This window comes from Rhizobium sp. Root1220 (genome assembly GCF_001426265.1).
GTDB lineage: Bacteria > Pseudomonadota > Alphaproteobacteria > Rhizobiales > Rhizobiaceae > Rhizobium.
In genome coordinates this window covers 328,004-352,212 of record NZ_LMDG01000012.1, presented here as the reverse complement: position 1 = coordinate 352,212, position 24,209 = coordinate 328,004, and the positions used below count along the sequence as shown (strand labels likewise).

The window sequence follows — 24,209 nt, the reverse complement described above, 5'->3', positions numbered from 1 at the left end:
TGCTGGCGCCCCTGTAGCAAAGACGGGCGGCAATCTCAACGGATGCGTTTCGCAAGCGCAAAACTGGTGCCGAGAAGGCAGATCAGGCCAAAAGGGAGAAACAACGGCAAGCCCAGCACTGAAAACTGGTAGACGGCGGAGGCTCCCGTGAACCCGAGCTGGAAAAACCAGGTCAAAGTGCCGAAGGGCGCATGCCATTGGGCATAAAACACACGATAGTCCATGGCAAAGAGAAACGCCGTCATCAGGATCGTGCCGCCGGCGAGCGTGACGAAGAAGGCGGCAAAGCGCGTCTCGGCGGAGCGACGATGCGCAAAGAACCGGCCGACGGGTAACATGAACAGCCATGCCAGCGAGCCGCCGGCGAAATACAGGGTCGCCAGATCGCGGGCGTGACTGGTTTCGATCCCGTTGCGGAGATAGAGGGTCGCCATTGCGGAAACGAGCATCTGGGCGCCCCAAAACACACCGCCGGCAAAAAGCCCAGCGAGAGTCGGTCGTGCCGCCCTGAGCCGTTCGGAGATCACAGGCAGGCCGCTTTCGCCATTACTTCGAGTTGCCCTCGGCCGCCGTGCGCAAGGCGCTGATAGCGGCGCGGTAGGCATCGACCGACCCACCCTTGAAGATCGCCGAGCCGGCGACCAGGACATTGCCACCGGCTTTGCCGATCACAGGCGCGGTCTCGACGGTGACGCCGCCATCGACTTCAAGATCGATCGGCCTGTCGCCGATCAGTGATCTTGCGGCGGCAATTTTGTCCGCCATGGCGGGGATGAATTTTTGCCCGCCGAAGCCAGGGTTCACAGACATGACGAGAATCAGGTCGACGTCGTCTAGCACGTTTTCGAGTGCCGATAGCGGTGTGGCCGGATTGAGGGTCACGCCGACCTTCTTGCCCAGGTTTCGTACTGTCTGCAGTGAACGGTGCAAATGAGGTCCGGCTTCGGCATGGATCGTGATCCGGTCGCAACCGGCCTTGGCGAAAGCCTCCAGATAGGGATCAGCCGGCGCGATCATAAGGTGGCAGTCGAAGGTGGCATCGGTGTAGGAGCGGAGCGACTTGATGACATCGGCACCAAACGAAATATTCGGAACGAAGTGCCCATCCATGACATCAAGATGAATCCAGTCGGCGCCAGCGGCGATCACGTCGCGCACCTCCTGGCCAAGCTTGGCAAAATCTGCGGCGAGGACGGATGGCGCGATGCGGATGGGCATGTTCATTGAGGTCACTCCGTAGAAGTCATTGCGGCAAGTTCTATTCGCTCGAATCGCTTGGTGGAACGAACGCACCGGCATGCCATTTCAGAAGGCGGTAAGGATTTTCAGCCAGTTCGTGCCCGGCATTGAACGCAATCCTGCCCACTACCGTGTCGAAGGCAGTACCACCAATATGTTGGGCAATCGGTCGGTCATCCGCCGCTGCATCCTGTATTGCCTTGCTGGCAATCTGGACGGCGGCATAGGCGGGTAGGACATAGCCTTCAGCCTCGGTACCAGCGGCGCGTAACGCGTCGACGGCAGCAGCGGCTTCGGGACGAGTCGAATAGTCCGGCAGGGCAACGGCAAGAGTGCCGTCTGCAAGTGGTAGTGGCTGGTCCGCAGCGCGCATAGCGTCGCCACCCAGTATATCGAGCTGAATTTTCTCTGCGGCTGCGTCGCGAGCGATGACGGCGACGTCGCTGCGGTCCCCGCCAACGAAGACTCTGGTGGCGCCGGCCTTTTTCAGGCGGCGAACTAGGGCGATCTGCTGGTCCTGGCCGGGCCGGTAGGTGTCGGTGAAAACTGGCTTCAGGCCCTTTTCCTCAAGCGCGTTGCGGACCGCTTCGGTCAGTTCGCGCCCGTGGATGGTGCCGTCCTCGATCAAGGCGATCGGTTGGGCAGCCCACTGGTGAAGGATCACGTCGATCACCTTTTCAGCCTCTGCCCCATCGGCTGGTGCCATGCGATACAGCGGCCAACCGTTCTTCAGCGCGTCCTCCATGAGAATTCGCGATCGAACCGAGACGGTGATCGCGGGAATGTTCGCATCCTTCAGCTTGGGGAGCGCGCCCTCCAACGTTTCACTACAGAGAAAACCGACCGCGACCTGCACCTTGGCATTGATGAGCGCATCAGCGATCGCCGCGCCGCTGTTTTCCTCGCATGTCTCGGGGACGGCGACCACGGTATTGCCGTCCTGCTGGATCTTTGCAGTTGCACCGGCGAAGACCTGCGCGCCCAGCGTCGCCAGGTTTCCGGTCTGCGGGGCGACAACACCGATCGTCAAGCCTGCCGCATGGCCTTCTCCGGCCGCCAGCAGCAGCATCGGAACAAGTATCAGGCCACGCATTGTATTCATGAAGGCTGCAGTCCGCTGTCGTTGGTTCTGCTCTTGTATCTCTCCGGCACGGATCGTCAAAGAAAAACGCACGAAGCCTTGGCTTTTCGCCGGCGCGTGTAGAAAAGGTAACCGATCGCCTTCATATTATAGAAAACGACGGACCCGGCGATGCCGGATGGAGAATACCCTTGTTGAACAAGCAACCGATCGATCCGCGCCTCTATCGCGATGCGATGAGCCGCTTTGGCGGCCACGTGCAGTTAATTACGACGGCAATCGGCGAACAGCGCCGCGGAGTGACGATAACTGCGGCGTGTTCCGTATCGGACAGCCCCGCGACCATTCTCGTATGTCTCAACAACAGCAATCCCAAGAACGAGATTTTTTTTCGAAGCGGTATCTTTGCGCTGAATACGCTTGGCGCCCATCATCAGGGTCTTGCCGACGCTTTCTCGGGGCGGACCTTGGTCAACGACGAAGAGCGATTCGCGACGGGCAGATTCGACAAGCTGGTGACTGGCTCGCCTGTCCTGTGGGATGCGCTTGCCTCCTTCGATTGCCGGGTGACTGAAATCAAGGAAATGTCGACCCACCACATCATCTTCGGTGAGGTGGTCGCGGTACGTTTCAACGAGGCAAGGCCCGCGCTTCTCTATATGAACCGCGACTATCACACGCTATAACTCCTAAAGGGAGGAGATATGCCGGATCAATTCCATCCGCCGCTGCCAGCGTCGATCGAGGAGACGATCGACATGCTTGGGAAACAGGACTATCTGGCCGGGCGTGCGTTGGGCACGGTGCTTTTTCTCGCTCTGAAGATGAAGCGTCCGCTCTTCCTGGAAGGCGAGGCAGGCGTGGGCAAGACGGAGATCGCCAAGGTGCTTTCCAAGGCACTCGGGCGGCCGCTGATCCGCCTTCAATGCTACGAGGGGCTGGACGTCGCGTCGGCGGTCTATGAGTGGAACTATCCGGCGCAGATGCTGGAGATACGCCTCGCCGAAGCATCGGGGTTGACCGACCGCGACAGGATCGAGGCGGATATTTTCTCCGAGCGGTACCTAGTCCGCAGGCCGGTGTTGCAGGCGCTGTCATCGGAAGATGGAAGAGCGCCGGTGTTCCTGATTGATGAACTGGACCGCACCGATGAGGCATTCGAGGCGTTTTTGCTTGAGGTGCTATCGGATTTCCAGGTTACAATCCCGGAACTCGGTACCATCAAGGCGTCTGAGCCGCCGATCGTGATCATCACGACGAACCGCACGCGCGAGGTTCATGATGCCTTGAAGCGGCGCTGCCTTTATCACTGGGTGGACTACCCGGGGGCCGAGCAAGAGCTCGAAATTATCCGCCGCAAGGTACCCGGCTGCAACGTGGCGCTCTCCAATCAGATCGTCGCCTATGTGCAGAAACTGCGCACACTCGATTTGTTCAAGAACCCTGGCGTCGCCGAGACCATCGATTGGGCAACTGCCCTTACCGAATTGGACCGGCTGGCTCTCGACCCGGAGACGATCTCCGACACTATCGGAGCATTGCTTAAATATCAGGACGACATTGCCCGGATTCAGAGCAGCGAGGGCACGAAGGTCCTAGAGGACCTCAAGAGCGAAATGAGGGCGGTGGGCTAGGATGCAGGCGGGCGGCGGGCGAGATGGAATTGTCGTGCCGCCTCCATCGGCGGGCGACGGGCGATTCGCCGACAACATCGTATTTTTTGGACGAGCCCTGCGAAAGGCAGGACTGAAGATCGGACCGGCCGCCATTGCCGACGCAATCCAGGCGGTCGACGCAATCGGCATGGGGTCGCGCGATGAGTTCCACGCCGCACTCTTTGCGGTCTTCGTCAAACGCCACGAGGACAAGGCTGTTTTCGACGAAGCCTTTCGTCTTTTCTGGCGCTCGCGCAATCTCGTCGAGAAGATGATCGCAATGATGTCACCGCGCGCGCCGGATACGCGTGAGCGGGAAAAGGCGAAGCCTGGCGAAAGTCGGGCCAGCGACGCTTTGCTTGGCGAACGCAATGACCGCAGGCCACCGCGCGACGAACCCGATATCGAGATCGATGCCCGCTTTACTATGTCGGGCAGCGAGATTTTCAGGCGGATGGATTTCGCGCAGATGTCGGCGTTGGAAATCGCAGCTGCCAAGAAAGCGCTCTCCAGGCTGAAACTGCCGATGGACAGGGTCCGAACCCGGCGGTTCAGAGCCTCGCATGTCCATGCGCGTGTCGATCCCCGTGCCACGATGCGCGGCGCGCTGCGCAATGGAGGCTCGCTCATATTGCCGCGGTATCGCGAAATCCGGCAGATTCAGCCGCCACTGGTGGTGCTGGCGGACATATCTGGCTCGATGAGCCAGTATACGCGTATATTCCTTCATTTTCTCCACGTGCTGACGGAAAAGAGACGCCGCGTTCACACGTTCCTGTTCGGCACCCGGTTGACCAACGTCACGCGGCAGATGCGCCACAAGGATCCAGACGAGGCCATCGACGACTGCGTGGGCGCGGTAAGAGATTGGTCCGGAGGCACGCGCATCGGTGAAACCCTGAAGGAATTCAATCGCCTCTGGGCCCGTCGCGTGCTGGGGCAGGGCGCCGTTGTGCTTTTGATCACCGACGGTCTGGAACGAGAAGGCACGGAGTTGCTTACCGAGGGAATGGACCGCCTGCATCGTTCATGCCGCCGCCTTATCTGGCTCAATCCCCTGTTGCGCTTCGACGGCTTCGAGCCGCGCGCGCGTGGCGTGCGCGCGATGCTCCCGCACGTTGACGAATTCCGGCCGGTCCACAATCTATCATCGCTCAGCGACCTCGCGGCGGCGCTTGGTATCGCGCAGTCCGGGATGCACGATCCGCGCCGCTATCTTGAAAAATTGAGAGGCAGCACATGAGAAGGACGTCATTGGGACTCGATCCGCTGATGACGGCGGAGGAGTGGAAGGGCGAGGGACGGGATGTCGCCATAGCCACGGTTGTCGAGACCTGGGGTTCAGCGCCGCGACAGCCAGGAAGCCACCTGGTGATCGACGGCGACGGAAATTTCGAAGGTTCCGTATCAGGTGGGTGCGTAGAAGGCGCGGTGATCGCCGAGGCGCTGGATGTGATCGCGGATGGTCAGGCGAAGATGCTCGAATTCGGCGTTGCAGATGAAACCGCCTGGCGGGTCGGATTGTCCTGCGGCGGAAGAATCAGGATCTATGTCGAGAGGCTCAGGTAATGGACGCAGGAAATCTTGCGCGTCTGAATGACGCTCGCCGGGCGCGCAAGGCGGTAGCTCTGATTACGAACCTCGATAGTGGCCGTGATCTGGTCGTTATCGAGGGCGAGGTCGTAAGTGCTCCTCTCCGCGATGCTGTCGAGGCGGCGTTTCGTTCGGGAAAATCCGTTGGTGTCGACGTCGACGGCGGGCGATATTTCGTCAATGTTCACCTGCCGCCCGCCAATATTGTGATCATCGGTGCAGTTCACATCAGCCAGGCTCTTGCCCGGATGGCGGCGCTTGCCGGTTTCGACGTCCGGATCATCGATCCGAGAACCGCCTTTGCGACGCCCGAGCGTTTCGCGGGGATCGATCTTGTCGCGGATTGGCCGGCCGATATCCTGGAGGATCATCCTCTGGATGCCTACACCGCAGTTGTGGCGGTCAGCCATGACCCGAAAATCGACGACTTCCCGATCGCAGAAGCGCTGCGGACGGGTTGCTTCTACGTCGGTGCGCTCGGCAGTCGGAAGACACAGGCAGCACGCCTTGAGCGGCTCCGTGGCCTCGGATTCGACGAGGTGTCGCTCGCCCGGATCAGCGGCCCGATAGGGCTCGACATAGGTGCCGCCAGCCCGGCGGAAATCGCCGTTGCCGTCCTTGCGGAGATCATCCAGACACTGCGGTTTCGCGACGTCACGTCACCCAAAGGTGATACAGGATGAGGTTCGGCGAATTTAGCGTTGATGAGGCCGAGGGCGTTGTACTTGCGCACTCCGTCAGATTTGCCGGCGGCAGCTTCGCCAAGGGGCATGTGCTGCGACCGGAGGACGTCGTCAGCCTACGCGCTTCTGGAATTGACCGTGTCATCGCCGCCCGTATGGATGCCGGTGACGTCGGGGAAAACGAGGCCGCCGATCAGCTTGCCCGCTCTGTTGCCCCTGACCACCTGCGTTTTTCCGGCGCTACGACTGGTCGGGTCAATGTCTATTCGACCGTCGATGGCCTGTTCGTTGCCAATCGGGCCGCCGTCGACCGGGTGAACAGGGTTGATCCTGCCATAACTCTCGCCTGCCTCGGAGATCATGTCCCGGTCAGGAAGGACGACATGGTAGCAACTTTCAAGATCGTTCCGCTTGCCGTTGCCGGGCACAAGCTACAGGTCGCCTGTCGTGAATTGCGTGAGGCATCCGCTTTCGAGGTCAAGCCGTTCATGGCTCGATCGGTGTCGCTGATCGCAACCGAGCTGCCATCTCTCAGGGGAACCGTGATGGACAAGACCGCGCGCGTCCTCGCCCAGCGGCTCCTACCATCCGGGAGCCGGCTCGAACGCGAGAAACGCGTTGCGCATCGGGTCGAGGCGGTTGCCGAAGCGATCGGCCAAGCGATTGAAACATCGGACGAGAAACCGAAGCTCATCGTTGTATTTGGCGCGTCGGCGGTGATCGATGCGGATGACGTTATTCCGGACGCGATCCGCCGTGCCGGTGGCAAGGTCATACAGGTGGGCATGCCCGTCGATCCCGGCAATCTGCTCGTCCTCGGCCAGATTGGAGATGTTCCCGTAGTGGGCGCTCCCGGTTGCGCGCGCAGCCCGAAGGAAAATGGGTTCGATTGGGTACTGGATCGGATCCTGGCGGGCGAGTCGCCGAGCGCACTCGATATCAGCGGGATGGGTGTCGGAGGCCTGCTGATGGAAATTCAAACGCGGCCCCGCCTTCGCGAAGCGCAGGAAGCTCCAACCGGAGCTGTCGTCGTGGCAGCAGTGATCCTGGCAGCCGGAAAGTCCAGCCGCATGGGCGAGGGCGGGCCTCACAAGCTTCTGGCGGAGTTCGATGGCATTCCCCTCGTTCAAAGATCCGCGATGACGGCACTTGGCAGCGACGTCAGGTCCGTCAGCATTGTCACGGGTTTTCGGCGTGCCGAGATCGAGGCGGCCCTCGCGGGGCTCCACGTGAGGATCGTTTACAATCCGGACTATGCCTCGGGCATGGCATCTTCGCTCGTGGCCGGTTGCTCGTCGGACGAGGCGTGGCAGGCGGACGGTATTTTGATTATGCTGGCCGATATGCCCGGTGTCACCAGCGCCGATCTCGATTTGCTGATCGCGGCGTTCCACCGGTCAAATGGACGATCGATCATCCGTGCGATGTCACGTGGCAGCCGGGGCAACCCGGTCATCCTGCCTCGTTCACTCCACGATGCGGTGCTAAGGCTTCAAGGCGACGTAGGCGCTCGCCACATCATAGAGACGTCAGGCATTGCGGTGGTCGATGTCGATATCGGGGAGGGCGCGCATCTGGATGTCGATACGCCGGAAGCGGTGATCGCCGCCGGCGGAATTCTAAGAGGTTAAATGCATGGATGCGGCGGCAATCGAAGAAATGTTTCAAGGACTAGGTCCGGTAACCATCAAGCGCATGTTTGGAGGCAAAGGCATCTATCACATGGGTAGTATCGTCGCGCTCGAAGTGCGCGGAGAAATGCTATTGAAGGCGGACGAGCAAAACGCGCCAGAGTTTGCAGCTGCGGGCGCTACGCAGTGGGCCTATGAGGGAAAGAAGGGCAATCCGGTCAAGATGCCCTATTGGTCAATTCCCGAGGATGCCTATGACGATCCCGATGTGATGGCGAAGTGGGTTCGCCTTGCTTATCAGGCCTCACTGAGAGCTGGATAGCCTAACGGAAATCCTCGGTACTCAGGCGCTCGATCGCGGCGACAGCAAAGGCGGATAGTGGCTGTGGAAGCGCGTCGCGGCAGAACCATCCAAAATCGGAAAGCTTTTCGGGCTCCGTCAACTGCGGCTCCCCCTCAAATTCGGCGGCGATGTAGAGAAGCGAGATCCAGTGTTGATTATCGGCCCCGGTGATGAGTTCGGCCGGGCCGATCAATTCGATCCGACCGATCTCGAGGCCGGTCTCTTCCGTCGCCTCGCGGCGGGCGGCTTCTTCGGCCGGCTCCATATGATCGACCTTGCCGCCGACGATGCTCCAGTAGCCGGCTTCGGGGGCGCGCATGCGTTTGTAGAGCAGGATCTTGCGGTCACGCAAAATCACCAGGCCTACGCCGAGGCCCGGAAAGTCAATGCCTGGCGTACCCATGGCGATTAGATCTTGGCGTTTGCCGTGATCAGCATGAAAGCAGGAATTTCGTCGCCGAAGCCAACCGGCGTCGGGCCGTCGTCGTGATCGCGGTAGCGGCGGCGATCGCGATTGTCGTCGTTCGCCGGATAGGGTCGCGAATTGCGCGCGTTGTTATGCGGCTTCTGCTCTGCTTTGCGCTCTTGCTTCACGCTTTCGACCCTTGCTGGTGCTGGTGGTGCCACGACGGTCTCGACGACATTATCTTCGACGGCGATAGCAGATTTATGACTTCCGCGACCTCGACCGCGTCCCCGGTCCTTGTCGCGCTCGCGACCGCCAGTCTTGCGGCGGGACCGATCATCATCACGGCCCGGCTCTGGCGGGGGCAAGGCAGAAAGATCGCCATTCTGCCATTCAACTTTTTCGCCGATCAATTTCTCGATTGCGTCGGCATGTTTCTGATCGTGACGGGTGACGATGGTGAAAGCAGCGCCCGAGCGGCCTGCGCGGCCGGTACGGCCAATGCGGTGGACGTAGTCCTCAGCGTGAATAGGCACGTCGAAATTGAAGACGTGGCTGACATCAGGAATGTCAAGGCCGCGGGCGGCGACGTCGGAGGCTACCAGAAGCTGGAGATTACCGTCTCGGAAGCTCTGAAGCATCGTCGTGCGCGAACGCTGATCCATGTCGCCGTGGAGGGCGCCGACGGAAAAGCCGTGGCGTTCCAGCGAGCGGAAGAGGTCCGCGACGTCCTTCTTGCGATTGCAGAAGATGATCGCGTTCTTCAGTTCTTCCTGGGCACGAACGAGATCGCGCAGGACAGCGCGCTTCTCATAGTCCTTGCCATGGGAGGCAACGAAACGCTGCGTAATGTTCGCCGCGGCAGAAGCCGGTTTGGCAACTTCGATGCGCTCCGGGTTCTGAAGGAAGCGATCGGCCAGCTTCTGGATTTCCGGCGGCATCGTTGCCGAGAAGAACAGGGTCTGACGGGTGAACGGGATCATCTTGGCGATGCGTTCGATATCGGGGATGAAGCCCATGTCGAGCATGCGGTCGGCCTCGTCGATGACGAGAATTTCGACGCCGCTCATCAGCAGCTTGCCGCGTTCGAAATGATCGAGCAGGCGGCCAGGCGTGCAGATGAGAACGTCGGCACCGCGCTCAAGCTTGCGATCCTGATCTTCGAACGACACGCCACCAATCAGCAGGGCAACGTTCAGGCGGTGATTCTTACCGTACTTTTCGAAATTTTCAGCAACCTGGGCTGCGAGTTCACGTGTCGGCTCGAGGATCAGTGTGCGGGGCATGCGCGCGCGGGCACGGCCCTTTTCCAGAAGGGAGAGCATCGGCAGCACGAAGGAAGCCGTCTTTCCAGTTCCCGTCTGCGCAATACCACAGATGTCACGGCGTTCCAGCGCAAACGGAATGGCGCCAGCCTGGATAGGGGTTGGCACCGTGTAGCCCGCGTCGGTGACAGCGGAAAGCACTTTTTGGCTCAGGCCAAGATCAGCAAATGTCGTCAAAGGGAAAACTGTTTCCGTTCCGGTTCGGCCGCACTCTGGTTGAGTCGGCGTGATTGCATGCCGCAATGCAGCGCGACATAAGCCGAAACGTCCGCCAAGTCAAGGAATACGGCCTCTACCGCTGACTCAGAGGTAAAAGCTTGGTTAGGGGGAATGGTTACTTCATATAGCTGGCAAGCTTCAAGCCCGCATTCATGAAATAAATGGGATCCACAGCACGTCCATTCTGGCGTACTTCGTAGTGCAGATGCGTACCCGTTGAGCGTCCCGTGCTGCCGGCAAGGCCGATGGTGTCATCCCGATCGACCGTATCCCCGGCTTTGACCAGAATTTCGGACATATGGCCGTAGCGAGTGGAGATGCCATTTCCATGATCGATCTCCACCATGTTGCCGTATCCTCCCGTCCAGCCTGCGGTCGTTACCTTGCCAGGGGCGGTCGGGCGCACCTTTTCGCCGGGTGCGAAGCGAAAATCGATGCCGGAATGGAGTGCGAGACGACCAAGGAAAGGGTCGCGACGGTTGCCAAAAGAGCTGGTGACTTCCTTGCCCAGCGCGGGATTCTGGAACGGAAGCGATTCTGCAGTGCTCCGCACGGTCTCCAATCGGGTGAGAGCGCCGTCGAGTTGCACCAGCGAACCGTCGAAATCGTCGGCGCCTTCGGGCTCGATGTAGGGTCCGCCAACCGCGCTGTCGTCTTTCGGCGCGGCACCCTCGGCCGGAATGGGGATGCTGAAACGCGAAAGGACCCTGCCGATCGCATCTGCGGTTCCCTCTGCGTCGGTCGTCAATTGTGCAACACGACTACGTTGAGTCTGTTCGACGTCCTTCAGCGACAACGTCACTCTCGAGAAAACGCGGTCGGCGTGGTCGCCCACCGTCTCGGGGGCAGGGGCGTACGCAAGCGCCGCCTCGTCCAACGTCCCTCCTGCCTGGCCTTCGTCCGTGGCCAATTGTGCTTGGACGGTCTGCACAGCACCGGACAGCGAAGCGCGCTTGTCCTTGACGTCGGGGGCATAAGCTTGCCCAGGCAACCGTTCCGTTGCACTCAAGCCGGAGCTTTCGGCGCGATCCAGCAGGGAGCCAAGTTTGCCATGGCGCGAGGTCAGCGCCATCTGCTGCTCCATCAGCTTGTCGACCTTATCCTCGACTACCTGTTGATCGAGCAACTGCCGCGAGGTGAGGCGATCGACCTGGGCGCGCAACGCTGCGATCCGGTCTTCATAGTCGTGCTGCATTCTCGCCTGGCGCGCCATTGTGGCGCCGATCAGATCATCGCGCAGGACAAGGTACGAGGTGGCAAGGAGGTAACCGATTGCGAACACGCCAAGAAAGCAGAAGCCGAGCGCTGCCATCCAGGGCCTTACCATAAGGTGACGAACTCTGTCGCCACTTGCAAGGATAAGGATATGCTCCTGTTTTCGCTTGCCGAATACGAGGCTTTGCTGTGCATGCGTCACGGAGAATCTCCCAATTGATGGCCGTGCCTCAATCACCGCAATTACACACAGTTATGGTTAAGAAAGCCTTAGATCGCCAAGGCGACAATCTGTGGGCCAAACGCCGTCAAAGACGTCAGGGTCACGAACTGCATCGATCAGCCCACAATGTCCCCAGGTTATCGGTAAAGGTTCTGTACAGCGGCCAGCACCGTTTCCGCGTGGCCCGGCACTTTCACCTTCTGCCATATGGTGCCGATGGTGCCGTCCGGTCGAATGAGGAAGGTGGTACGCTCCACTCCCATGAAGTTTCGACCGTACATGCTTTTCTGCTTCCAGACACCGTAAGCCTCGAGTGTGGTTTTTTGCTCATCCGACGCAAGGACAACCGAAAGGCTATGTTTCTTGATGAACCTGTCGTGGCATTTGACGGAATCGGGTGACATGCCGACAACGGTCGCGCCGACCTTTTCGAACTCGTCGGCCAACGTTGTGAACCCGAGCGACTCGGCTGTGCAACCAGTCGTATCGTCCTTCGGATAGAAGAAGAGGACGAGCGGCTTGCCATGAAATTCGGCGAGCGAGACACGACCGCCACCGTCGCGGGGAAGATCAAAGTCTGGCGCGGTTGTGCCAATGCCAATATCCGCCATGGAGAAACCTTTCTTTTGCCGGCTTTATGGATAACACGTGATTTGCCAGATATATATTGGATGAAGTGTCGTCCAGCCAGTCTGGTCCAGACCACAAATTAGGGAGTTAGGCGAGGCGCATGTCGGCGATCCGCGGCGAGAAGATCAGGTTCCGCAAGAAAGATATCGTCGCACTGCATGAGCTTCCTTCCGCGCAGGCCGAAGATCCTATCATCGTGCATTGCCCGCCAACGCGGTCGCGCATGCGAAGGACCGCGAATGTCACCGGCGGTTGCGTGACGGCGTTTCTTCTCATTCTGGCCGCGATCATATTCATTGTCGAAAGCGGTATGTTTGATGCGCCCCTTTCAAGGCAGGCACAAGCAGCCCTGAACTCGGCGATCGGGCCGCGCTATCACGCCGAGGTCGGCTCGACCGTCATCCGCTTTACTTCGGGCCTGCGCCTCGCTCTCGAAGCCCGCAACGTCAACATGATTGACGAAAAGAGCGGCCAGCATCTTTCGACGACGGGTGCGATGCGGATGGCGCTCGATCCGCTGCAATTGTTCCGCGGCCGCATAGTAATCGCGCAGATCGAGGCCGCCGACATCGCGCTCAATACTGCATTGTTGCCATCCGGCGAGCCGCTGAAGCTTGACGACCTTCGCGTCGATGCGGTGCCGGCTGCCATGGAAGCGGCGTTTGGCCAACTCGACATGATCCGAGGTTTCGTCGAGCGCGGGGGAACGCAATCGGTCAAGCTCTCAGGCATAGATATCAAGCTCGCAGACACAGCAAATGGTCCGCTGTCGATCATGGTAGACAGCCTGGTTTTCTCTCGCACTCCCCAAGGTGCACTGCACCTCGACGGCGAGGTCGCGATCAACGGCAAGCCGGCGACGCTCACCGTCGCGATGGAGGGTATCGATGGTAGAACATCGAATCTGATCGGCCAGGTGACGAATGTCGATCTTGGACCACTCACTCTGAAACGCAATACGCTCGGGCAGATACGGCAGGGGATCAACGGTCTCGGCAATCTGACGGTTTCAGCCCTGCGATCAACGGAAAGCACACCAGCGGCGCTGTCGGCGGCGATTGATCTGCAATCCGGACAATTCTACATGGACGGCGACGAGCAGGATCTCGGCGGCGGCCAGATCAATCTTGCCTATGACTTCGGCAAGCAAACCCTCGAAATCGCCAGGTCGCAGCTTCAGTTCGGGCCGACATCGGTGCCGTTCAACGGCGCAGTGATCGATCTCGACAAGATCGATTCGACGGCAGGCAAGGGATTCGGGATCGATATGCTTGTCAGCGGCGGCGTCGCTGCTCCGAGCGGATCGGGCGAAAAGCCTCTTGCCTTCGATATTCAGGCGACTGGCCGCTATCTCGTTGCAGGACGTGAGTTGCAATTCGCGAACATGCGGGTGTCGAGTCCAGCCGGTGGCCTCTATGGATCACTACACGTGCGCTTCGGAGACGTTTCGCCAGAGATCAGTTTCGCCGGACAGTCCGAGCAGTTGCAGACCACGGCGGTCAAACAGCTCTGGCCCTTCTGGATGTCGTCCAAAGCCCGCGAATGGGTTCTGCGCAATCTCTTCGGAGGAACAGTCAGCAACGCGTCGATTTCCGTCTTCATTCCCTCCGGGCGTCTCGACGATGCGGTTGGCAAGGGCTTGAAGCTTGACGAGAACCAGATCCGGATTGCGTTTGATATCGCCGGCACACGGATGAACGTCACCGGTGACGTTCCGCCGATCCGCGACACCAATGCGCATTTCGATCTGAAGGGTCCCCGGGCGACAGTTTCGATCACGAGCGGGACTTCATTCTTCCCGTCTGGGCGTTCGGTGACCGTCGGCGAGGGGACGTTCGTCTTGCCGTCAACTTACGACAAGCCGCTGATGGCCGAACTCGACCTTCCCATTTCAGGAAATGCAGACGCTGTCGGCGAGCTCCTGACCTACAAGCCGATACAGGTGCTGCAACGGGCCGGTTTCGTTCCGGAAGATTTCACGGGCAAAGTATCGGCACGCGTGCAGGCGCGTATCGGACTCATTCGTTCGCAAAATCCACCTCCGCCGGAATGGAAAGCCACGCTGCAATTGCAAGGCGTCGATGTGGCCAAGCCGATTTCGGGACGGAAGATCAGCGATATTGACGGTGTACTGACGGCTGACCCGAAGCAGGTCAGTCTGGACGCAAAGGGGCAGATAGACGGCATCCCGGCTGGCATCAAGCTTGTCGAGCCTACCGATAAATCGTCCGACGTCCAGCCGCAGCAGGAAATCACCGCCACTCTCAGCAATGATCAACGGGAAAAGCTTCTGCCGGGGCTCTCGGGCATAATTGATGGCAGCGTCGGCGTCGAACTCAACCGCCTCGACGCCGACAGGCAGTCTGTATCGATAGATCTAGGAAAGGCGCGGCTGGATCTGCCCTGGATCGGTTGGTCCAAGGGAAGCGGTATCGATGCCAATGCCACGTTCGAGGTGTCGGGACCGGCAGACAATACGCAGGTCAAGAATTTCGTGCTCAAGGGCGACGGGTTCGGTGCAAACGGAGCGCTTGCCGTCAGCAAGGGAAATCTTGTGAGAGCGGATTTCGACAGCGTCAAGCTGTCGTCGCTCGACGATTTCGCTGTTTCGTTGAAGCGCGGCAAGGGCGGAATGGATGTTTCGATATCCGGAAGCAGCGCCGATGTCCGTCCGATCATTGCGGGGTTGAAATCCGGCGGCGGCCAGGGCGACACCGGCAATGGCGGTGTTTCTATTCGTGCCAAGCTGGACCGCATCATCGGCTTCAACGACGAGAAGCTGAGGAACGTCGAGCTGCTTTATTCAATGCAGGGCGATCGACTCCAGACGTTGAACTTTTCGGGCGTCACCGACAGCGGCGAGGCCGTGGTCGGTCAGACGAAGGACGGCGGTGTCATCAGTATAACCAGCGGCGATGCTGGTGCGGCTTCGCGTTTTGCCGACCTTTACCAACACATGAAAGGCGGGTTGCTGAACATGGCGATCCGGCTCGGCGTCGGCGGCAACTGGGACGGTTCGATCGATATCCGGCGATTTTACCTGGTCGATGAGCAACGCTTGCGCTCAATCGTCTCGACGCCGGTGGGCCAGGAGCAGCGAAGCCTGAATTCAGCCGTGAAGCGGAATATCGATACCACGGCGCAGCGGTTCGAGCGAGGTTTTGCCCGTATCGTGTCGCAGAACGGCGTGGTCAGCGTCGAAAACGGCGTGGTTCGGGGTGACCAGGTCGGCGCCGTGTTCCAGGGCGTCGTGCGCGACAAGCGCGGCAATATGGACATGACGGGGACGTTCATGCCCGCCTATGGCCTCAATCGCCTGTTTGCGGAACTGCCTGTCATTGGATTCTTCCTGGGCAACGGCACGGACCGGGGCCTGATCGGCATCACCTTTAAACTCACAGGGAAGCTGGAATCGCCAAACCTGGTGATTAACCCGCTCTCGATCATAGCACCCGGCGTCTTCCGCAATATATTCGAATTCCAGTAGTCGTAGAAAGGCCTGCACGAAGGCCGGCCTTTCATATCACCGGTGTTCGACCGCTAGGCGGCGCGACGGATGAGGATATGCTTCTTCTTGCCGAGCGACAGCTTGATGACGCCGTCAGCCGTGACTTCGCCGCTGCCGATCAGCCTGCGCTCGTCGCTGACTGCCTGGTCGTTGATGCGTACAGCGCCACCCTGAACGTGACGGCGCGCTTCGCCATTCGATGTGGCGAGGCCAGCGCGGACAATCAGCGAGAGCAGGCCTATGCCCGCATCAAGCTCGGAGGCCGGCACGTCGACCGACGGCAGGTTCTCGGCGACGCCACCTTCCTCGAAGGTTTTGCGCGCCGTTTCGGCGGCCTGCTCGGCGGCGTCACGGCCATGCAGGATCGCCGTCACCTCGGTTGCAAGAATCTTTTTGACTTCGTTGATCTCGGATCCTGCCAGCGCAGACAGGCGAGCAATCTCGCCCATTGGCAGCGTCGTGTAGAGCTTCAGGAAGCGCGATACGTCCGCGTCTTCGGTGTTACGCCAGTACTGCCAGAAATCATAGGCCGACAGCATGTCGGCGTTCAACCAGATTGCACCGGTCGCCGACTTGCCCATCTTGGCGCCGGACGACGTCGTGAGCAGGGGCGAGGTGAGGGCGTAAAGCTGTTGCGTCCCCATGCGGTGACCGAGGTCGATCCCATTGACGATATTGCCCCACTGATCCGAGCCACCCATCTGAAGGCGGCAGTCGTAGCGCTTTGCAAGCTCCACAAAGTCATAGGCCTGTAGGATCATGTAGTTGAATTCGAGGAAGGACAGCGATTGTTCGCGATCGAGCCGGGTCTTGACGCTATCGAAAGCCAACATGCGGTTGACCGAAAAATGACGGCCGACGTCGCGCAAGAATTCGAGGTAGTTGAGCGACCGCAGCCACTCGGCGTTGTTGATCATCAACGCGTCCTTCGGCCCTTCGCCGTAGGTCAGGTAGTTCGAGAAGACACGCTTGATCGAGGCGATGTTGCCCTCGATCGTGTCGACGGTCATCAACTGGCGCGCCTCTTCCTTGAAGGACGGATCTCCCACCATCCCGGTGCCGCCGCCCATCAGCGAGATGGCGCGGTGGCCGGTTGCCTGCATCCAGTGCAGCATCATGATCTGGATCAACGAACCTGCATGCAGGCTCGGTGCCGTGGGGTCGAAGCCGATATAGGCCGTCACGGTTTCCTTGGCGAACAGAGCGTCGAGCCCGGATTCATCGGAGATCTGATGAATGAAGCCACGTTCTTTCAGCGTGCGGAGGAAATCGGATTTGAACTCGGACATGACCTTTTGCTCTCGGATCAGGAATTTCGGAATGGCTATTGTTGAAGCGTCGCGGCGCGTTTAGCACTGTTTTGGCGATCAGTCACCAGTTGGTGGAATCTTCCGGCGAGGGTCAATGGGGAACATACGGACAGCGATCGGCCTAATGAGCGGAACGTCGATGGACGGGATCGATGTGGCGTTGTTGCGTACAGATGGCGAGGCGATCGTCGAGCGTGGGCCGTTCCTCGGGGTCGCCTATGATCCTGATTTCCGCGACCGATTGAAGCTGGCGCTCGAGCAGGCGAAAGCGGTTAAGCAACGGGACGAACGGCCGGGCGCTCTGGCCTCCATCGAACGCGAGCTCACGTTGCGTCATGTATCTGCCGTAACGAAATTTCTTGCGACGAATCAAATCGATGCGGCGGAGATTGACATCATCGGCTTTCATGGACAAACGGTCCTGCACAGGCCAGATCAGGCGCTCACCGTGCAGATCGGCGATGGCGTTTTGTTGGCGCGCGAGACCGGTATTGCCGTCGCCTACGACCTGCGGGCAAATGACATGGTTCATGGTGGCCAGGGCGCGCCGCTGGTTCCAGTCTATCACGCCGCGCTGGCACGCAATCTCCGGGATGCCCGACTACCAGTCTGCTTTGTCAATATCGGCGGCATTTCCAATCTCACTTTTATCGGCGCCGACGGACTCATAGTCGGCTACGACAGCGGGCCGGGCAACACGCTGATCGACCAGTGGGTCGAAACGCATGCGGGCGTGCCATTCGATCAGGGCGGCATGATCGCTTCCGAAGGCAGGGTCATCGGGGATCTCGCGGATCGTTACCTCGAAAGCCCATTCTTCACGGCGGAAAAGCGCCGTTCGCTCGACCGCAACGATTTCCCACCACTGTCCGGGACCGATGCGGAGCTCTCGGACGGTGCGAGGACACTCGCTTATGTGGCGGCTGCCTCAATCATCAAATCCGCTGGCCACCTGCCGGCGACGCCGACGCTTTATGTGATCTGTGGCGGTGGGCGCCTTAACCGGGTAATGATGCACGAACTGCGGGCTCTCGCCCGGCGCCAGAATGGCGATGTGATCTCTGCCGAGGAGGCGGGATTTGATGGTGATGCAATGGAAGCCGAAGCCTGGGCCTATCTTGCCGTCCGATCGCTGGACGGATTGCCTCTGACGTTTCCGGGCACGACGAGCGTAAGCAAGCCGGTCAGCGGCGGAGTCATTGTAAGGACCGCGTAGAGGGGGCGTTTCCTTGCGCGAACGTGCCTGCCCAGCTCACGCATCCAAAGGCTACCCTCGTGAAGTGCCCTAACGAAAATCGGCATGCGATGCCGCATGCCGATGATCATTGACTGAACGTTCGAAATGACCGGGGTACGCGCCGCTTAGCGGATCCGCTTCGCCGCCGGCTCAGGCACGAGTTCGCCGTTCAGGCGGCGATCGAGGTAATCCTCGCATTCGCCCATCAGCGTTTCCACCTGGCCGTTGAAGAAGTGGTTGGCGCCCGACACCGTGCGGTGCGTGATCAGGATGCCTTTTTGGGTCTTCAGCTTCTCGACCAGTCCGTTTACGTCCTTTTCAGGTGCCACCTTGTCGGCGTCGCCGTTGATGATCAGGCCGGAAGACGGGCACGGGGCGAGGAAGGAGAAGTCGTAGGTGTTCGGCTGCGGCGCGATCGACATGAAGCCTTCAATCTCGGGGCGGCGCATCAGCAGCTGCATGCCGATCCATGAGCCGAAGGAGTAGCCGGCGACCCAACAGGTCTTCGAATCGGGATGCAGGCTCTGCACCCAATCGAGCGCGGAGGCGGCATCTGAAAGCTCGCCGGCGCCGTGGTCGAATTCGCCCTGGCTTCGACCGATTCCGCGGAAATTGAAGCGCAATGTCGTGAACCCGCGCTTCTGGAACATGTAGAAGAGCTGGTAGACGATCTGGTTGTTCATCGTGCCACCGAACTGGGGGTGCGGGTGCAGAATGAGGGCAATCGGCGCGCTCTTTTCCTTGGAGGGCTGGTAGCGGCCTTCAAGGCGGCCTGCGGGGCCGTTGAAAATGACTTCGGGCATCGGTACTCCGGCGTTTATTTCTTAACGTTCACACTGCGCAGACTTGACGAACGTTGTCAGCTTTTCTAAAACGCAGTTTAGAACAATTCGAAACTTGCATGGCGATCCACGCATTGTGGATGTGTCATAAGGCAAGCGCGGCGGAAATTTCAAGGAAAATGAGCCGAGCCGCCACGCAAGGATCCAGCGCAGGACGAAAGAGCATGGCGCAGGCACGCCTTTATCTCGATTGGAACGCGACATCGCCGTTGCACCCAGCAGCGCGAGAGGCGGTTCTGCGCGCCATGGATCTGTTCGGCAATCCCAACTCCGTGCATGGCGAGGGGCGGGTGGTGCGTGCCGCCATTGAAGGTGCACGCCGGCAGGTCGCTGCATTGACGGGTGCCGACCCTGCGCACGTCATCTTCACAAGCGGCGCCACGGAAGCTGCCAACATGGTGCTGACGCCGGAATTTCGTATGGGCCGGACGCCGATGGCGGTCAGTCATCTCTATTATTCCGCGATCGAGCATCCGGCCGTCCGGGAAGGCGGGCGATACCCGAAGGACAATACGAGTGAGATTGCGGTCACGGCATCGGGGATCTTGGACCTTGGTTCCCTGCGGACACTGCTGGCGGGGCACGACAAATCCACCGGTTTGCCCATGGTCGCGGTGATGCTCGTCAATAACGAGACGGGCATCGTCCAGCCGATCGATGAGGTTTCAAAGATCGTACAGGCGCATGGCGGCCTGCTCGTTGTCGATGCAGTTCAGGCTGCCGGAAGGCTGAAGCTCGACATCAACGCGCTGGGTGCCGACTTCATTATTCTCTCTTCTCACAAGATTGGCGGCCCGAAGGGGGCTGGAGCCCTGGTGTCTCGCGGCGAGGTTCTGATGCCGCGGCCGTTGATCCACGGTGGCGGTCAGGAGAAGGGTCACCGCTCGGGGACAGAGAACTCGCTGGCTGTGATCGGCTTTGGCGCGGCGGCACGGGCGGCCGTCGCGGAGTACGATGACAGGAACCGGACGGTGTCGCTTTTGCGCGATCGGCTCGAAGCAGGAATGCGCGCCGCGGCGCCCGATATCGTGATCTACGGTGTGGACGGATCCCGGGTGCCGAACACCACGTTTTTCACCCTTCCGGGGCTCAAGGCCGAGACCGGCCAGATCGCCTTTGATCTGGAGGGTGTTGCGCTTTCCGCAGGCTCTGCCTGTTCATCGGGCAAGGTTGGAGAAAGCCATGTACTGACTGCCATGGGCCATGACCCGAGACTGGGGGCACTGCGTATTTCGCTTGGCTTTTCGACCACCGACGACGACATCGACGCGGCAATCGCCGCGTTCACGAAAATAGCCGCCCGACGCAAGCCGGCCGGCGAGGCGGCCTGACCGTTTCATAAATTTGCGGAAACGCAAATTTCCGCTTGCCATTCGGGCTGAAAAGTCCCCTTTGGCCACCTACATACGGGGCAAACGATACTGCCCGACAAGCTGCCGGACCTTTTCTCCGGCGAGATTGGAGAACGACATGCCCGCCGTCCAGGAAACGGTCGATCGCGTCCGCGAGATTGACGTCGATCAGTACAAATATGGTTTCGAGACCATCATCGAAATGGACAAGGCACCCAAGGGCCTTTCCGAAGACATCATCCGGTTTATTTCCTCCAAGAAGCAGGAACCGGAATGGATGCTCGAATGGCGTCTCGATGCCTACAAGCGCTGGCTGACGCTGGAAGAGCCAACCTGGGCACGCGTCGACTATCCGAAGATCGATTTCAACGACATCTACTACTACGCCGCACCAAAGAGCACGCCAGGTCCGAAGTCGCTCAGCGAAGTCGACCCGGAGATACTCAAGGTCTATGAAAAGCTCGGCATTCCGCTTATGGAGCAGGAAATCCTTGCCGGGGTCGAAAAGCCGAGGATCGCTGTCGATGCCGTCTTCGACAGTGTCTCCGTTGTCACGACCTTCAAGGAAGAGCTGAAGAAGGCTGGCGTGATCTTCATGTCGATTTCGGAGGCGATCCGCGAACATCCCGATCTCGTGAAGAAATATCTCGGTTCGGTCGTGCCGACGAGCGACAACTACTATGCGACGCTGAATTCGGCCGTCTTCACCGACGGTTCGTTTGTGTTCATTCCGAAGGGCGTTCGCTGCCCGATGGAGCTATCCACCTACTTCCGTATCAACGAGAAGGGCACCGGCCAGTTTGAGCGCACGCTGATCATCGCGGAAGAGGGCGCATACGTCTCTTACCTCGAAGGCTGCACCGCACCGCAACGCGACGAAAATCAGCTGCATGCTGCAGTCGTCGAACTCGTTGCCCTCGATGACGCCGAGATCAAGTATTCGACGGTCCAGAACTGGTATCCGGGCGATGCACAAGGCAAGGGCGGCATCTACAACTTCGTCACCAAGCGCGGCGATTGCCGTGGCGACCGGTCGAAGATCTCGTGGACGCAGGTCGAAACCGGCTCGGCAATAACCTGGAAATATCCGTCCTGCATCCTACGCGGCGACGACAGCCGCGGCGAGTTCTACTCGATCGCCGTGTCGAATGGTCATCAGCAGATCGACAGTGGCACCAAGATGATCCATCTCGGCAAGAACACGTCGAGCCGCATCGTCTCCAAGGGCATCGCCGCCGGCGTGTCGCAGAACACCTATCGCGGCCAGGTTTCGGCCCACCGCAAGGCGTCGAACGCACGCAACTTCACGCAGTGCGATTCGTTGCTGATCGGCGACAAGTGCGGCGCGCATACGGTGCCTTACATCGAAGCCAAGAATTCGACGGCGCAGTTCGAACATGAAGCGACGACGTCGAAAATCTCAGAAGACCAGCTGTTCTACTGCCTGCAGCGCGGCATCCCGACCGAAGCGGCGATCGCCCTGATCGTCAACGGCTTCGTCAAGGAGGTCCTGCAGGAGCTGCCGATGGAATTTGCAGTCGAAGCTCAGAAGCTGATCAGCATCTCGCTCGAGGGTAGCGTCGGCTAACGCCAGTACAGACACATGAGTGCGCCCACGCGCCTCGCTTCAAACGTTTTCTATGGGATATTACCATGCTTGAGATCAAGAACCTGCACGCCCGCATCGCCGAAGACGGCACCGAGATCATTCGTGGTCTGAACCTGACCGTGAAAGCCGGCGAAGTAGCTGCCATTATGGGGCCGAACGGCTCCGGCAAGTCGACGCTGTCCTACATCCTTTCAGGACGGACGGACTATGAAGTTACAGAAGGCGACATCCTTTACAATGGCGAGAGCATTCTCGAGCTCGACGCGGCGGAGCGCGCTTCCAAGGGTATCTTCCTTGCCTTCCAGTACCCTGTCGAAATCCCGGGCGTTGCCACCATGCAGTTCCTCAAGGTTGCGATGAACGAGCAGCGCAAGGCGCGAGGCGACGAAGAGCTGAAGACGCCTGACTTCATGCGCCTCGTCAAGGAAGCTGCGGCGAAGCTGCAGATCAACACCGAGATGCTGAAGCGTCCGCTCAACGTCGGCTTTTCGGGCGGCGAGAAGAAGCGAGCGGAGATCCTTCAGATGGCACTGCTGCAGCCGCAGCTCTGCGTTCTCGACGAAACGGACAGCGGCCTCGACATCGACGCATTGAAGATCGTTGCCGACGGTGTCAATGCTCTGCGTTCGCCGGATCGCGCGGTGGTCGTCATCACACACTACCAGCGGCTGCTCGACTACATCGTCCCGGATACCGTCCACGTCCTGTACAAGGGCCAGGTCATCAAGTCGGGCGACAAGACGCTGGCGCATGAACTGGAAGCCAATGGCTACGCCGACATCATCGGAGCGGCAGCCTGAGCTAGGCGGAAAGGACTGGTCGCATGAACATGCAGACGACGAACCGCCAGACCGCTGCGGAAGCAGCGCTCATCGAGGCGTTCAACAATCAGATCGGCGAACTGCCGGGCGACGGCAAGGTCATCGCCATCCGTGACCGGCTGTTGGATGACCTGAAGCGAGAGGGCCTGCCGACCCGACGCATCGAGGCGTGGCACTACACTGATCTCAAGACACTGTTGCGCGCCGTTCCGGCTCAGGCCGGCGATGCCGGCTCGGAGGCTCGCGATCCGCTGGTCGAAGAAGCGACTGTCTTGTCGGTGATCCAGGGGCTACCGGATCTCAAGGCCAGGACCGGGGATCTTGGCGTGTCCAGCTATTCAGACAGGTTGTCGGACGGATCTGCGGCTGCCGACCTGGGTGCGCTCGACAAGGATGATACCGTTGGACGGATCAACGGCAGCTTCGTGCGCGACGGATATGTGATTGATGTGCCGGCTGGAACAGAGCTGGAAGAGCCGCTGGAAATCCAGTTCGTTCACGCCGGTGGCCAGACGCATACGCGGCTTCCCGTGACCTTCGGTGCCGGTGTCAAAGCGATGGTCATCGAGCGTCACCTCTCGGTGACCGCGGATGCTGCGCTGGTATCGCATGTCAGTGACCTGAAAGTTGGAGAGGGCTGCGAACTCACCTGGATCATCGTCCAGCAGCAGGGTAACGACGATACGCATCTTGGTCAGATCCGCGTCGATCTCGGCGCTGATGCGAAGCTGAAGCTGTTTGTCGTCAATGCGGGCGGCAAGCTGGTTCGCCAGGAACTGCACATAGCCGTGACGGGCGAGGGTGCCGATCTGACGCTGCGCGGCATCAATCTTCTCGGTGCTGAAACACATACGGACGTGACGATGGTGCTTGGCCACAACGTGCCGCACACCGGCTCGACCGAGGTTATCCGCAACGTTGTGTTCGATCGTGCCAAGGGCGTCTTCCAGGGCATGATCCGGGTCGCGCCGGATGCGCAGAAGACCGACGCGAAAATGGCTTGCAACACGCTGCTCATGTCGGACGATGCAGAGTTTTCGGTGAAGCCGGAACTCGAGATCTTCGCCGACGATGTTCAGTGTGGTCACGGAGCAACGGTTGCCGATATCGATCACAATCATCTCTATTACCTGATGGCGCGCGGCATTCCTGAGAACAAGGCGCGCGCCATGCTGGTCAACGCCTTCGTGGCCGAGATCGTCGAGGAACTGGACAACGAGGCCGTGGTCGAGGCGCTGGAAGGCGTCATTTCGACCTGGCTTGAGAAGCACGCCTGATCGGATAGAG

22 protein-coding genes are annotated in these 24,209 nt (G+C 59.8%); 13 read left to right on the top strand and 9 right to left on the bottom strand.

What is annotated here, in order from left to right:
* Nucleotides 1–35 precede the first annotated feature (35 nt).
* From ASC90_RS11035 to ASC90_RS11025, 3 genes are read right to left on the bottom strand one after another with little or no spacing between them, the layout of a single operon-like run.
* Complete coding sequence (locus ASC90_RS11035) at nucleotides 36–527, bottom strand: hypothetical protein (RefSeq protein ID WP_056539625.1); 492 nt, start codon at nucleotides 525–527, stop codon at nucleotides 36–38.
* A gap of 19 nt (nucleotides 528–546) precedes the next feature.
* Nucleotides 547–1,224, bottom strand: a complete 678-nt coding sequence (gene rpe / locus ASC90_RS11030; protein ID WP_056539623.1) for a ribulose-phosphate 3-epimerase — start codon at nucleotides 1,222–1,224, stop codon at nucleotides 547–549.
* Nucleotides 1,225–1,258: 34 nt separating this feature from the next.
* Nucleotides 1,259–2,341, bottom strand: coding sequence for a branched-chain amino acid ABC transporter substrate-binding protein (locus ASC90_RS11025; protein ID WP_056539620.1), 1,083 nt, complete (start codon nucleotides 2,339–2,341; stop codon nucleotides 1,259–1,261).
* 170 nt (nucleotides 2,342–2,511) lie between these two features.
* Here ASC90_RS11025 and ASC90_RS11020 point away from each other — a divergent pair, with 170 nt between their 5' ends.
* From ASC90_RS11020 to ASC90_RS10990, 7 genes are read left to right on the top strand one after another with little or no spacing between them, the layout of a single operon-like run.
* Nucleotides 2,512–3,006 carry a flavin reductase gene (locus ASC90_RS11020; RefSeq protein ID WP_056539617.1) on the top strand — a complete coding sequence of 165 codons (495 nt, stop codon included), beginning with the start codon at nucleotides 2,512–2,514 and terminating at the stop codon, nucleotides 3,004–3,006.
* A gap of 18 nt (nucleotides 3,007–3,024) precedes the next feature.
* Nucleotides 3,025–3,954: a MoxR family ATPase gene (locus ASC90_RS11015; RefSeq protein WP_056539616.1), complete on the top strand. Its 930-nt coding sequence runs from the start codon at nucleotides 3,025–3,027 to the stop codon at nucleotides 3,952–3,954.
* Between the two features lies 1 nt (nucleotide 3,955).
* A complete protein-coding gene (locus tag ASC90_RS11010) occupies nucleotides 3,956–5,218 on the top strand; it encodes a VWA domain-containing protein (protein ID WP_056539615.1) in 1,263 nt (420 codons plus the stop codon).
* Complete coding sequence (locus ASC90_RS11005) at nucleotides 5,215–5,544, top strand: XdhC family protein (protein WP_056539614.1); 330 nt, start codon at nucleotides 5,215–5,217, stop codon at nucleotides 5,542–5,544. The genes ASC90_RS11010 and ASC90_RS11005 overlap by 4 nt, the downstream gene beginning before the upstream one ends.
* On the top strand, nucleotides 5,544–6,251 hold the full coding sequence (locus tag ASC90_RS11000) for an XdhC family protein (protein WP_056539611.1): 708 nt from the start codon (nucleotides 5,544–5,546) through the stop codon (nucleotides 6,249–6,251). The genes ASC90_RS11005 and ASC90_RS11000 overlap by 1 nt, the downstream gene beginning before the upstream one ends.
* Nucleotides 6,248–7,882, top strand: coding sequence for a molybdopterin-binding/glycosyltransferase family 2 protein (locus tag ASC90_RS10995; protein ID WP_056539606.1), 1,635 nt, complete (start codon nucleotides 6,248–6,250; stop codon nucleotides 7,880–7,882). Before ASC90_RS11000 ends, ASC90_RS10995 begins: the two co-directional genes overlap by 4 nt.
* Before the next feature lie 4 nt (nucleotides 7,883–7,886).
* Nucleotides 7,887–8,204 carry a TfoX/Sxy family protein gene (locus tag ASC90_RS10990; RefSeq protein ID WP_056539601.1) on the top strand — a complete coding sequence of 106 codons (318 nt, stop codon included), beginning with the start codon at nucleotides 7,887–7,889 and terminating at the stop codon, nucleotides 8,202–8,204.
* Between the two features lies 1 nt (nucleotide 8,205).
* Here ASC90_RS10990 and ASC90_RS10985 read toward each other — a convergent pair whose 3' ends face one another.
* The 4 genes from ASC90_RS10985 to ASC90_RS10970 form a co-directional block, all read right to left on the bottom strand.
* Entirely contained in the window at nucleotides 8,206–8,628 is a 423-nt protein-coding gene (locus ASC90_RS10985) for an NUDIX domain-containing protein (protein ID WP_056539596.1), read from the bottom strand.
* A 5-nt stretch (nucleotides 8,629–8,633) separates the two neighbouring features.
* Complete coding sequence (locus tag ASC90_RS10980; protein ID WP_056539594.1) at nucleotides 8,634–10,133, bottom strand: DEAD/DEAH box helicase; 1,500 nt, start codon at nucleotides 10,131–10,133, stop codon at nucleotides 8,634–8,636.
* 157 nt (nucleotides 10,134–10,290) lie between these two features.
* Nucleotides 10,291–11,592, bottom strand: a complete 1,302-nt coding sequence (locus tag ASC90_RS10975) for a M23 family metallopeptidase (protein ID WP_056539590.1) — start codon at nucleotides 11,590–11,592, stop codon at nucleotides 10,291–10,293.
* 158 nt (nucleotides 11,593–11,750) lie between these two features.
* The gene (locus ASC90_RS10970) at nucleotides 11,751–12,224 is read right to left on the bottom strand and encodes a peroxiredoxin (protein ID WP_056539587.1); all 474 of its coding nucleotides are present in this window, start codon (nucleotides 12,222–12,224) and stop codon (nucleotides 11,751–11,753) included.
* A 119-nt stretch (nucleotides 12,225–12,343) separates the two neighbouring features.
* Here ASC90_RS10970 and ASC90_RS10965 point away from each other — a divergent pair, with 119 nt between their 5' ends.
* A complete protein-coding gene (locus tag ASC90_RS10965; RefSeq protein WP_056539584.1) occupies nucleotides 12,344–15,730 on the top strand; it encodes a DUF3971 domain-containing protein in 3,387 nt (1,128 codons plus the stop codon).
* A gap of 53 nt (nucleotides 15,731–15,783) precedes the next feature.
* Here ASC90_RS10965 and tyrS read toward each other — a convergent pair whose 3' ends face one another.
* Nucleotides 15,784–17,040, bottom strand: coding sequence for a tyrosine--tRNA ligase (gene tyrS / locus ASC90_RS10960; RefSeq protein ID WP_056539580.1), 1,257 nt, complete (start codon nucleotides 17,038–17,040; stop codon nucleotides 15,784–15,786).
* Between the two features lie 115 nt (nucleotides 17,041–17,155).
* Here tyrS and ASC90_RS10955 point away from each other — a divergent pair, with 115 nt between their 5' ends.
* The gene (locus tag ASC90_RS10955) at nucleotides 17,156–18,277 is read left to right on the top strand and encodes an anhydro-N-acetylmuramic acid kinase (protein WP_056539578.1); all 1,122 of its coding nucleotides are present in this window, start codon (nucleotides 17,156–17,158) and stop codon (nucleotides 18,275–18,277) included.
* 146 nt (nucleotides 18,278–18,423) lie between these two features.
* Here the strand turns inward: ASC90_RS10955 and ASC90_RS10950 are convergent, their stop codons facing one another.
* Complete coding sequence (locus tag ASC90_RS10950; RefSeq protein WP_056539575.1) at nucleotides 18,424–19,101, bottom strand: alpha/beta hydrolase; 678 nt, start codon at nucleotides 19,099–19,101, stop codon at nucleotides 18,424–18,426.
* A 203-nt stretch (nucleotides 19,102–19,304) separates the two neighbouring features.
* Between ASC90_RS10950 and ASC90_RS10945 the strand changes: the two genes are divergently transcribed.
* The 4 genes from ASC90_RS10945 (at nucleotide 19,305) to sufD (ending at nucleotide 24,199) form a co-directional block, all read left to right on the top strand.
* Nucleotides 19,305–20,471, top strand: coding sequence for a cysteine desulfurase family protein (locus tag ASC90_RS10945; RefSeq protein WP_056539572.1), 1,167 nt, complete (start codon nucleotides 19,305–19,307; stop codon nucleotides 20,469–20,471).
* Between the two features lie 139 nt (nucleotides 20,472–20,610).
* Nucleotides 20,611–22,080 (top strand): Fe-S cluster assembly protein SufB, encoded by a 1,470-nt coding sequence (gene sufB, locus ASC90_RS10940; RefSeq protein ID WP_056539569.1) that lies wholly within the window; start codon nucleotides 20,611–20,613, stop codon nucleotides 22,078–22,080.
* Between the two features lie 65 nt (nucleotides 22,081–22,145).
* On the top strand, nucleotides 22,146–22,901 hold the full coding sequence (sufC, locus tag ASC90_RS10935) for a Fe-S cluster assembly ATPase SufC (RefSeq protein ID WP_056539565.1): 756 nt from the start codon (nucleotides 22,146–22,148) through the stop codon (nucleotides 22,899–22,901).
* Nucleotides 22,902–22,924: 23 nt separating this feature from the next.
* A complete protein-coding gene (gene sufD, locus ASC90_RS10930) occupies nucleotides 22,925–24,199 on the top strand; it encodes a Fe-S cluster assembly protein SufD (protein ID WP_056539563.1) in 1,275 nt (424 codons plus the stop codon).
* The last annotated feature ends 10 nt before the right edge of the window (nucleotides 24,200–24,209 follow it).